Consider the following 11,915-nt stretch of genomic DNA (forward strand, 5'->3'; position numbering starts at 1 on the left):
TCGGCGAGTGCATCCCACTCGTCGGCCGCCAAATGCGCGGAACCGTTACCTGACAGCCCTCCGATGAGCAACCGCGCCATCGAGATGAGGACACCGTGCAGTCCCCGATCCCGGGCTCGGGCTGCGAAAGGTGTTGCGCTGGTGGCCTCTACCGCGCGGTACAGCGACTGGTGGAATGGTCGGAAGCTCTCATAATGCGAGCGATCGCGCGAGCGGGCCGAGTTGAAGATGGTGACCACGAGGCCGGGATGTTGGCGCCCGACGCGGCTGGTTGCCTGGATGTACTCCGCACTCGCTTGAGGTTGGCCCATCACCGTCATCAGACCGAGCCGATCGATGTCGACTCCCACCGAGATCATGTTGGTGGCCAGAACCACATCGTTCGGTCTGTGCTTGCCGCCAAGTCGCTGTTCGAGCGCCTTGAGCCTTCCTGGGATCTCCGAGGATGACACCCGACTAGTCAACTCGCTGAGAAGCACCCTCGCACGCTTCTCGGTTCCATTGCGCTGGGCGACAACCCCGAGGCGCTCCTGGACGTCGCCCTCGACCTGCAGGTATGCGCTGCCGAGTACTCGCAGGCTGTTGAAGTAGCCCAGAAGTGTCCAGTAGGGATCGCGCGTGTCGTCGTCACCCTGGATGTCGCTCGCGGCCTGTAAGAGCGCCGAGTAGACGCGGACCATCAGTGTTGCGTGGCTGGTTCCCGACGCCATCACGCCGACATAGCGGCGCGTCCCGAGCTCGTCCTTGTCCGATGGCTCGGCGAAGAACGACTCATCGGGGTCGATCCCCGGAGGCGGAAAGAGGGCCGCGGAACGTGCGAAGACGGACTCGATCTGTTCGTCGGCGCGTCGGATGGTCGCGGTGGATGCAATGACCTTGGGCTTGGCCCGGTTGTACTCATCATTGAGCGATGGGACCGAGCATGCTGCGTCGACAGCCGTCTCGTACAGCCCGACCATCGAGCCGAGCGGACCCGAGATCAGGTGCAATTCGTCCTGGATGATCAACTCGGGCGGTGTGCCTTTGCCGTCGCGCGCAAAGAGCTTGCCCACATTCTCATTCCAGGCCATCATCGCGAACTTGTCGACGGTGCCCAGAATCAGTTCAGGGCGTTCACGGTAGACGTCCTCGTCGACGAGGTGGACCGGCAGTCCATCTCGAAAGTCGCACGATGGGGTCTTGCACGCGATGACGAGGTGGTCGAAAGGCCGACGCTCTGCGGAGTAATTCTCGTGGTTGAGAAATGCCCCGCACCACGGGCATTGAGTGAGCTGGACGGGATTCTTCTCCTGGAGATCCTGCAGCATGGCCAGCTTCTTGAGCGATGTCCGCGCCTCGGCGACCGAGTTCGGGGTGGCACCCGCACCCACCCACAGCCCGATGGAGAACGGCCGCGACCCGAGATCGGGATTGTCCTTCCGTACGGTCTCGAGGGAGCACATGAGCATGGATGCCCGCTCGAACTGCTGAATGGTCAACAGGCGCAATGTGTATCGCATGATGACGGCAACGCCCATGGCCGAGGAGTTACGGATGCGCCGCAGCAGGATCACATAGGCCACCAGGCCCAGATAGGCCTCGGTTTTACCACCGCCGGTCGGGAACCACAGGAGATCTGCCACCTCCCGGTCTTCGTGAGTTGGGTCGGTGATCCCGGGAAGGTTCAACAGGACGTAGGCGATCTGGAATGGGCGCCATGTGGCGTCTGAGCCGTCACCGACGGCGCCCTTGGCGCCACCACGCACCCAGTCCTGGCGTGCTCGCTGCAATTGCATTGCGCGATTGGCCAGTCGAAAGGCTCGGAGCGACTCGGGGTTGCCCTCCAACAGCCGGATTCCGGCGTCGATCCTGTCCGCGGCCTTCCGCATATCCTCGATATGTCGGGCAGCAACGCCCTTCAGATCGTCGCCGGCCACCACTTCGCCATTCTGGACGTCGGCTTCGATCGTGCTGATCCACGTGCGGTACTGGCTGGTGAGGCCTCGCAGGTTCTCGCTGATCGTGTCAATGGGATCTTCCGCGAAAGACACCATCCGAAGGTCGAGATTCTCGACCTTGCCGGGCTTGGCCCGGTGAACCTCGTGTGTGGGAATGAAAGTGGTGGACACCTTCGCGACAGCGCCATTTTTCACCGAGTCCAGGTCCCAGTCGGCTGCGCAGCCATGCCCGATCGCGAAGGTGTGGGCGTTGCGGTACATCAGCGCGGCGGTGTCGAGGTCCGGGTCGCTGCCGATGTTGTGGGCGACCGAGCGATCGACGATGTCGGCGTGCTGGGTCTGGACGGTGATGCCGACCTGGAACCACGAGATGGCGTCTCGCATATCGCCTTTGACGGAGATCGAGGTGTTGTTTAGCGCGACGGTGACCGTGACCTTGCCGTCTCGTTCCGGCCGGACGAAGCGATAGAGCTGCAAACCCGGACCGATGTCGTCGCGGTACACACCTGGACGTCGAAGCTGCTGACCGACTGCCTCGGCTTCCAGAGGGATTCGAGTCCAGCCTTCCGCTGCTTCGTCGGCGTCGAGCAATTGCTGATACCGAGCAGCACGCGGTGTGATCGTTACGGATCCGGCCGAAGCCCGGACCGAGAACGTCATACCCACCGACGACGGGAACCGCATACGTGCCTGCGCGACCGGGCTGCCCTCGTCGGATTCCCCATCCGCCTCGGCTCCGGTGGGTTCGGTCTCGTGTTCTTGCTCGACGTCTTCGGCATCCTCTTCGTCGGCGGGCCGCGGCCACAAGGCACCGACGATGTAACGGCTCAGTGGCGCCTCGCCGATCACCTCGTGCTCGCCCTCGCCGGGACCGATGAGGTCGGCTTCCAGCGCGTCGACCATCTCCTCGCGGAACCGATACTTTTCGGCCAGCTCTTCTTGCACGCTCATCCCACTTTCTCCATCACGTCCCACAGCGGTCTCGCAAGACCTGCCACTCTCGGCACAAGCCAGAAGCCGCCAGGGCCTGCGCCCGCCTCGGCGGCGATATTCGGGTCACCAGCCACTGTCTCGACGGAGAGCAAGACCATGTCGGTCAGCGCGGCGGGCCATTGACCCGGACGAACCTTGAATGCGGCGGAGAAGTCCTCGCCGAACTCGTCGGTGGTGCGGCCGACCGTCCGGCCGTTGACCGTCAGCGCATAGATGGGACGCTGCGCGTCGGAACGCATGCGGTCGAGTTCTGCCTCGACCGCAACGCCGGGTGTGAGTTTCTCGAGTGCGGCCTGGACCTGAGCAACCGAAGCGTTGTCGACAGCGACCGGTCGCGCAGCGTAGGTGTCGCCGTAACCGATCTCCAGGGCTCGCGCCCGCGATTTGCCCTTGGGACCCGTGCGTTCCTGCAGCCGATCCGGAAGCCAGCGGCACTCGCTGACCACGGAGTGTCGGCGCGGTGTGGTCACCATGACGATCGTGTCCCGAGCGCGGGTCAGCGCCACATACTCGAGGCGGATCGGCGCCCACGGGTCATCCTCGTCCGGTCGGTCCGACCAGTCGGCGATGAAGACGTTGTCGAACTCGAGGCCTTTGGCGCGGTGGACCGTCGACACGATGATCCTCATATCGTCGTCACCTTCGGTCAGGGTCAGCGGCACGGTTCCGGCTCCCAGACGACGGCGCAGGCGGTCCAGGTCGGTCTGATTCATGCCCCGGCCACGTTGCTCAGCGGACTTCAGCAGGTACCAGGCGTCCTCGGCGTCCGCTTTACCCAGGATCTGCTCGAGCCGCTGCTCCACATCGGAGCGGGCGACGATCGGCCCCTGCAGGGCGCCGAGGGCGGAACCGATCCACTTGGCCGCTCCGAACGACTGGGCGGGCCGACGCACCGCGTGGGCAATATCTTCGTCGACGAGTTCTCGGGAGATGCGCAGGACCTCGGCGTTGCTGCGGCACAGGATTGCGCTGCGGCCACCGTACAGGTCGAGAAATGACCAGTCCTCGACCCGCTCGACGTGCGGAAGGGAATCGCGGAATCCGCGGAGCGCAGATCGTGCTTCGTCGGGCTTGGTCTTGCTCCGCAGAAGAGGACCGAGTTCGGCTGCCCTGATGCAGTCAGCGCCGCGGGCCCGGTAATTGGTCGACAGGCTCACCTCGGTGGCACCGAGCTCGGTGGATATGCTGCCGAGTAATTCAGGGGATGTCGTGGGTGCGGTGGACTCGTCGAGGACGAAGTCGTAGATGCCCTGGAGCGGGTCGCCCAGGACCGTGAACCCGGCGTCGTCGGAGAGGTTCGACAGAAGCGCCCACACGAAGTCGGCGCGATCGCCAACCAGATCCTGAACCTCGTCGACGATGACGTGCCGGAGGGACTCGACCAGGTCGGCGATATCGTCATTGTCTGCCAGCAACTCAGTTGCCTGCCGGATGCGCGCCTCAAATCCGATCGCAGGCTCAACATCTGCCTCGAGCAGGAGCTGCGACGCGAACGAGTCGAACGTTCTGACGTTGACCTCGGCGATGTCGCGGTTACAAAGCCGGGAACGGACCGCGTGTACTGCGGCCCGCGAGAAGCTCAGGACCAACAGCTCTGCGGACGCGGAAAGACCTTCATCCTCGATGAGGGACTGAAGGCGCGCGGTGACGACTTCGGTCTTTCCCTGGCCTGCGCCAGCGACAATCACGAGCCGTTCATCAGCGGCAGCCTCGGCGACACTGCGTTGGGCCTCGTCTAGCCGGACCGCATTTGCGGCGCCCATCGCAGCTCCCTTCATAACCGTGGTAGGTCGCACTCATATGCGTACCTCAACAAAGGTGTCGGCACGACCGGACCAGACGATTAAGTCGAAGACCGCTTAGTTGACCATCTGCAGTTTTTCTACCCGACCGGTCCGACAATCCCGACACTGGGTGACGCTCGAACTAGTGCAACACGGATCGCACGGGTCAGGGTCGATCGGGTCGAAGCCGAAGCAGATTGATCACACTGCTGATGTCGTCAGCGACTGAATCCGCACACTCATGCTCCCAATAGCGCCGGACCATCCAGCCGCGTCCTCGCAGCACCGCGTCGGTCTGACGGTCGCGTTCGACATTGTTGTCGAGCTTCCTCGCCCACCAGTCGGCATTCGCCGCCGGGCGAGTTGCGTGCTCCGGGCAGCCATGCCAGAAGCAGCCGTCGATGAAGATGGCCAGTCCGAGCTGGCGCCACGCGATGTCTGCACGCGTTCTCAGATCGGCCTCGAGCTTAACGTCGGTGCGGAAACGTATCCCTCGCGAATGCAGAATCTTGCGCACCCGGACTTCCGGGGCAGTGTTCTTTGACCGCTGTCTGCTCATACGGTCTCGAACCGACACCGACGAAGCCGGCGGCCTGGTCGAGTTCGAGGACGGCGTCACACGCATACCTCCTGATTTTACAATTGACGGACGCGAGGCGGCTGGGCGGCTCATGTCCGCAAGCTCATACGGATGCCCGGAGGGATACGAACACCCAGATCACGTCGCAATGATCTCTTCGGGGCGACGGTAAGTGATCGCCTTTCCGTAGTCCTTCACTGTGGCGTCGAGTAGCTCCTCGAGCACGCCTCCATAGCTCTCCTGGACCATTCGCTCGACTGCCTCGGTCAGGACTCGTCCCGAGATCATCACCAACGGATACTGATCATCGATAATCTCTACCTGTGCTTGGCGCGAGAAGGTGCCGGTGATGACGTACACGCCAATCCACCCACGCCGCAGTCGCGCTACAAGCCGCGCCACCTGCTCAGCAGATACACTCGACGAGGGGGCAACACACTTGGCCTGCCCTAAAACGACGACGGGCATCGTCGCACCCGTGGCGCCGAAGTCAATCCGACCGATGAAGTCAACGCCCCCGTCCCCAGAAGACCGGGACAACCATCCTTCTCGATATCGAGCACCGGACTCCTGGAGGATGTGTGCAGCCACGCGCGCTGCCAACATTTCGAACGCATGCTTGCGTCCGTCGTAAAAGGAATGGATTCGATTCAGCGTCTCAAACGAGCGGCTACCCACTTCAGGTAATTGCTCCGCTGCAGTCTTGACCTTTCCGGCAAGTACGCGCCGTCGGATCCCGGGAAGAACCGTTCGCCCGCCCTTCACCCACTTTCGCCACGAAAGCGGAGCGTGACGAAGAGTCGACTTGACCGCCAATGTGGGATCACGACGATCATCAATCCATCGCATATCGAATTCGTCGTCATCGCCCCCGGCGACGATCGCGAGATCAAGAGCCAGGTTCGGATAGCTTCGGCCACTTTCTGGGTCACGCTGCACCACATGTTCAAGGGTTTCGATGATCGCCACGCCGCAGAACTCCACGTACCCCTTATGCACTGCGCGACCGTCCCTATAGACCGTAATTGCTCTGAACACCAGCAAGGGCGGGGCGGCCGCGCGTTCATCGGTAGAGGTACCGGCATGCAGCTTCGCGGTCTCGAGCAGTAGTCGATTCCCCCTCGTGCTGCCAGGTAGGCCCAATGTCGTCGGCTTGTGATCGCCGAAGTATCTGATGTGCCCGTGGTCGAGATCGAACTCGTCGTGCCACGGAGTGACGCTGCTGCCTGCCTTCCACGGACTCGACCTGATCGCAATTAAGGGCCTCCTGCGGAACCCATCGCAATCGACGACTTCAGCGGGAGCGTTGATCCCGGCCTCTAGGAGCACCTTCGGCCGCGAGAGCTCCGCCGGGCTCATCAACCAGTGGAAGTTACGCATTCCGTCGACAACCAAGTCCGTCTGACCTGCTCCTTGCGAGTACCGGAGCTCATCGTGGACAGAGACATTGCGCGCGGGGCTACCGCCCAGACCCCAACCGAAGTCGCTCCTCGAATCAGCCATTCTTCACTCCTGCCACTGCCCGCTCGCACGACCAAACTCCACACCATGTTCGCCGACTGTCCGAACGGAACCAACTATGCAGCACGGTCCGGACAACTTGCGGCAGTTCCCACCGTCATCAGATGAGCGCTCCCATCATCTTGGATTTCTTAACGCGGAACCATAGGTGTTCCGGCTTCGCGGTAACACGCCGGAACGAAGGAGAACTGCCAGGTCCGCTGCACCAGCCTCAGTCGAGCAGGCTGCAAGGAGTAGGGAACGTCCATTGCTTCCTACTCAGGCCGCAAATCCACCCGCCACCGCTCGGCGTCTTCGGCACTGACCCCGGCGGCAGTAACAACGGAAACGAGGTCCTCCTGCCGAGCCTGCCCAAACGCCAGCCGGTAGTACGCAACGCGTCTTTTGGCCCGCTCGATGCGCGCCTCGTCGACGCTGAGCTGATATGGCATCACGTCGCGCAGCACCTTATGCGGTCCCGGGTACACCCACTCAGGTGCTAGGCCGGGTATCTCCGAGTGCGGCGCATCTTTCGCAGCAATGTTGTACGCAGTCTTCCACGGGTTGCCCGTGGCAAGCATCTCGGGGCTGTGTGCCGCGGCGATATTGCGTCGCACCGCGTGTCCGCGATAGCGGTTGACGCGGCCGTCACGTTGCTCGAAATCCACCGGGCTGCTCGGAATGTTCCAGTGCACGATGTTGTGGCACCAGGGATGAAAGTCGATCCCCTCCTGCCCCACGCTGGTCGACACGATGACGAAAGGCCAGAAGGGCGAGTTGAACGCCGTGCGGACATCGGTTGCACGGACGGAGCTTTCGTCGTTCTTGGTGTCTCCGTACCGCAGCGCGAACCGCGATCGGAAGTCGATGTCGTTCCCCTCCCCCAGCGGATCCTTCGCCTTGTAGATGGCGGGATTGAGCTTGAGCGCTTCGGCTGCTCGCTGCGCAAACCTGATGAGTGACTCGTCGGTATGCGCCGACTCGCCCTCGACTGATTCGAGGTGAAAGAGGTACTCGTCGAGCACTGCCTGCAGATTACCGTCGGCGCAATAGTTAAGCACGCGTTGCCAATACGGAGTGTCCTCACCGTAGAGGTCGTCGAGGATGAGCGAGGATTCCCACCGGTTGAACAGAGTTCGTAGTCCACTCGCAAGCACGGCCGCTGCCCGCCATCGTCCGCCCAGCGTCACCTGCGACGTGTCACCATCGAGCCGGCCAAGCGCTCGCCACGCACAGTTGGCGGGTGAATGAAGAGCGAGACGCGCAGTTGCGCGTGTCAGCCCACGGGGAATCACATCGAGTTGAGGATTGATGCGCTTGCGGTGAACCGCGACCGCTTCGTTCACGTATTCGTCGAGTGCACTGATGGTTTCGGTGGGATATCCGTGACCGGTTGATGCGTCGTCGAAGCGGGCAGCGATCGCGTCCGCAGGCGTGAGCCCGGCAACCTCACCCGCGAGCGCCTTGTCGAGCTGCGGGTCGGAGATCATCAGGGGCCACTGCCACAGGAGCGAAGCCACGTCACTCGCCCCGGATTCGGTCGTCTCCTTCGGAAGACGGACAGACAGCTCCCCAGCGAATCGGACCTCGGCATACTCGGGGTCGTACGGTCGCCCGGTTGCGCTCGCCAGTCGAAGCGGATCGGTTTCGTCCGCAAGACCGGGAAGCGGAAAGAACAACATGAATGCAGCCATCGCAGCCAGATCCTGCCCGCTGCGTCGGAACTGCAGTCGCTGCGACACGTTCTCGCGGCTCGCCGTGACCCTCTTCGCCTTCACACGATCAGCCCGAGCAATGCGCCTGCTCGCATCGTGGCTGAGCAACGATGCCACCGCTGTGGGAGTCGCACTCCACGCTGAGAACACCAGCTTCTTGGTCATGCTCGCCAACTCTGGATCAGCATACGGCCCAGCTGGTTTCAGATACGGCACCGTTGGCGGCACCCACAAGAGTTGTTGCCAACCTCGGTTCGTTGTGTCGGCCATCAGCGAGTCGAGCCTAGGGTTCCGGCGTGCGAGCTCCTCATACCGGTCGACGACGACGGGATCCAACCGGTCGAGTGCTTGAACTGCCGCGCGCACTTCCGGGTCGTCCAGACTGGCGGCGGTCAGATGCCCGAGTTGGTAGGCGTCCATGAAATGAACGAACTCCGGCACCGACTTCCACAGGTCCATCGGCAAACGAGCGTCGATGAGTTCGGCCAGCTTCGCCAGACCGAGGTACTGCCGGACGTCGTCGGCCGCGACCGACGCTGCTGGCTGCCGCCGCTCACTGACCATTGAGTCCGTCACCGACGCCGGGCGCTCCGTACGACACATCACTCCCATGAGCTCGTGTCGCAAGCGATCACGCAGCTCACTCGGGTCTCGGTCAGTGGTCACCGCTTCTCGGTACTCATTGAGGAGCTTGGCGATACCGTCAGCTCGCTCGGTACCGGATTGCTCAGATAGTCCACGCGCTAGGAACTCGAGCGTATCCATGAACTGCGTCCGATGCGTTCCGGGCGCACTGCTTTCGTCGTCGATGTCGTATGGCTTGTACGGGGTTGCCGACAGCAGCAGTACACGTGCGGCGTCGTAGTCGAACATCTCGCGTGCCAGCTCGCTGACTGGCGAATCTTCCTCCAACAGTTCGGTGAATCGCTGGAACTCATCGAGGATCACCAAGTCTGGTTCCAGGGCCTCCACGCCTGCGCGCGCCAAGAGTCGCCGCAGCCGGATCACGACTTGCGCAGCCGCTTTCGAACCTCCGGGCACCGAGGGCTTGCCCTGTGTGTCATCGAGGAGCTGGGTGAACTCGTCGAGCGCAGAGAGTTCGTGCTCGTCGTCGTCGGTGCGGAGCAGTTCGACGAACTTCTTGACAATGACCGGGTCCAGGAGTGGCCCGCCGTCGCGTTCCGCCTGGGCTCGAAGCTCGCTCTCGTATTGCTCGACTCGCTGTTTGAACGTCTGCCAACTACTGACCGTGCCCTGCAGGATTCGGTATGCGGCGGTTGCGCGGGCCCCGTAGAGGCCGAGTTCGTCACGCAGAATCAGGTACAGCAACGCCCGCTCATTGGCTGTGCCGGTCCTCCACCCCTTTTCGGGGAAGGAGGTCCGAGGAGTCAGTGAGATGAGGTTGACGGGCTTCCCCACCCCTGGGGTCGGCCTCGACAATTGTCGAGTCGACGCGGCGAGCAAGGTGAGGCGAGTCGACAAGCTCACCTGCTTGCCAACAACGTTCAGCCGCTGCAGGTTCTGCCGCGCGATGTCGGCGTTCGAGCAGATGTAGACGACATCGATACGGTTGACCGTTGGATCGTCCTGGAGCTTCTCGACAGCCCTGGCCACCACACCCTTGGCGACGATGCTCTTCCCAAGACCGGTTTCGTCCGCGACGAGGTAGCGCTTCCCTGACTCTCGCCCATAGAACACATCGGCAACTTGGTCGACCGTTGCACGCTGAAACGGCTTCAACGTGTCCAATACGCCTGCGGCAGAGAATTTCTGATCAGACATGGGAGACACCTCGCTCGGAGCCGGTGGCCAACTCGATCGCGGTCCACAGATCGCGGAATCCCTCCGGCAAGACCCCGTGCGGGTCGTCGGCCTTGATGATTGCGGAAACCACGCCCGCCAGTTGATCGAGTATCGCCGGCTTGGATACCGCCGCTCGCATCAGCTGTTCGAACATTCCCTGCTCCAAGTTCTTCCACTGACCACTAGCGGTTCCGGAGGCTGCATCGCCGTCATCGGATTCGTCCACGACTTCACCGAATGCCAGCAGCAAAGCCAAGAACTTTCGGAAGGCATCCGGACTGGTGATCTCATGGGTGACGATGCGGTCGAGGCGGCCCTCGACGTCGTTGAGCAGCTCAGCTTTGACAACGGTTCGGCTCCAACGATCGTCGGAGTCGTAGGCAGAGATTACGAAGAAGGCTGTGACGTCGGTCAGCGGCAACTCGTCGTAAGTCACGTCGACGGAGAGTCCAGGCATCAACGTCGTCGACGTCGACGGATCGGTCAGCAGCGCGATGCTCATCGTGACCGCGGAATCGTAGGACGGGACCGCGAGGTCGCTCCTCACCCGCATGCCGATGCGGTCACCGTCCTGAATGACGCGCGCAATCAACGGAACTGCTGCCACCGTCCGCACGTATGAGTCCAGCGCGTGCTGGGGATCGTCGTCCGTCACATCGACGGGTTGTATCTCTGTCTTCTCCAGAAGAGAGCCGAGACCGTCATTACCGAGTAGCTTCTCCACACCGAAAACTGTTGAGCTACCTACTAGTTCGATGAGAATTTCGACGTTGAGGTCGAAGGCGGGACCGGTCGCGTTGGTCGAGCCGATGAACAGGTGCGCGAGCTTCGCCCGTTCCAACGCAAACACCTTGGCGTGAAGACCATTGAACAATGCTGCGCCGGAATTGTTTTCGTCGTCGGCAGGCAGTCCAGCTGTCGGCGACAGAACGTAGGCATCGTCGATCCAGTCGGCAATCTCCTGACTCAACCCGTCAAGTGCGTCTTGACGGGACACGACGGTGAGCGGACCTTTGGCGTACTCGGCGAAACGCTGAGTGCCCTCGTCCTGGAGGAACGGTGAGACCACAAGATGTCGATAACCCGAGAAGTCAGGGGTGTCGTTGGCCCGTCCGGGAACGCCGAACACATGGAACGTGAGGTCTTGGACGCCAGGGGGATTCGTCCACTCGGCGTAGCGAAGCAGCTCGGCGAATTCGAGAAGCCGCTCGCGGCGTTGCGCACCCAGCGGTGTTGTGGGTGCGTCTGCGAGGTAGCGGACGAGGTCGACGACGGGCTTGTTCCGCGCAGACGGACTGGTAGTGATCACGCCGTCGAGCGTGACCACCACGTCCCACGATCGATCTCGAGTGAGATTGCGGGTCAGGACAATCAACTTGACGAACGTGTAGCCGTCCTCATCGGCGTACCTGGCCAGCCATAGTTTGGGATGAAACAGACCACGGGCGGACGTGATCCCGTGGATGGCTGGCTCGAGCAGGGAAAACAGCCGCGACCTATGCCGTGGGACGACTATCTGGCCGTTCTGAATCGCCCCGGGTTTGCTGGAGGCTCGGTTAGTTGGTTCCGGCCTCTGCTGGGACCGGGTTCTCACGGTAGCTGG

General features: G+C 62.4%; 6 protein-coding genes. All 6 read right to left on the reverse strand.

The genetic code is table 11. The annotated features are described in order from the left end of the window. The coding region (locus tag A5777_RS04700) for a helicase-related protein (RefSeq protein ID WP_064861792.1) at positions 1–2,888 on the reverse strand (2,888 nt) is incomplete at its 3' end. After that, on the reverse strand, positions 2,885–4,693 hold the full coding sequence (locus A5777_RS04705) for a UvrD-helicase domain-containing protein (RefSeq protein WP_064861796.1): 1,809 nt from the start codon (positions 4,691–4,693) through the stop codon (positions 2,885–2,887). The genes A5777_RS04705 and A5777_RS04700, both read right to left, overlap by 4 nt. A gap of 187 nt (positions 4,694–4,880) precedes the next feature. Beyond that, entirely contained in the window at positions 4,881–5,387 is a 507-nt protein-coding gene (locus A5777_RS04710; RefSeq protein WP_231894942.1) for a very short patch repair endonuclease, read from the reverse strand. 45 nt (positions 5,388–5,432) lie between these two features. Further along, on the reverse strand, positions 5,433–6,797 hold the full coding sequence (locus A5777_RS04715; RefSeq protein ID WP_064861794.1) for a restriction endonuclease: 1,365 nt from the start codon (positions 6,795–6,797) through the stop codon (positions 5,433–5,435). A gap of 272 nt (positions 6,798–7,069) precedes the next feature. After that, entirely contained in the window at positions 7,070–10,291 is a 3,222-nt protein-coding gene (locus A5777_RS04720) for a helicase-related protein (protein WP_064861795.1), read from the reverse strand. Then, a partial coding sequence (locus A5777_RS04725) for a phospholipase D family protein (RefSeq protein WP_231894943.1) occupies positions 10,284–11,915 on the reverse strand: 1,632 nt, incomplete at its 5' end. The genes A5777_RS04720 and A5777_RS04725, both read right to left, overlap by 8 nt.

Origin of the sequence: Gordonia sp. 852002-10350_SCH5691597, from assembly GCF_001665715.1 — a bacterium.
Classification (GTDB): Bacteria; Actinomycetota; Actinomycetes; order Mycobacteriales; family Mycobacteriaceae; genus Gordonia; species Gordonia sputi.

Bases quoted from the DNA above. Each gene is read 5' to 3' on its own strand.
- A5777_RS04720 (WP_064861795.1), bottom strand. From the start codon at position 10,291: ATGTCTGATCAGAAATTCTCTGCCGCAGGCGTATTGGACACGTTGAAG.
- A5777_RS04705 (WP_064861796.1), bottom strand. From the start codon at position 4,693: ATGGGCGCCGCAAATGCGGTCCGGCTAGACGAGGCCCAACGCAGTGTC.
- A5777_RS04710 (WP_231894942.1), bottom strand. From the start codon at position 5,387: ATGAGCCGCCCAGCCGCCTCGCGTCCGTCAATTGTAAAATCAGGAGGT.
- A5777_RS04715 (WP_064861794.1), bottom strand. From the start codon at position 6,797: ATGGCTGATTCGAGGAGCGACTTCGGTTGGGGTCTGGGCGGTAGCCCC.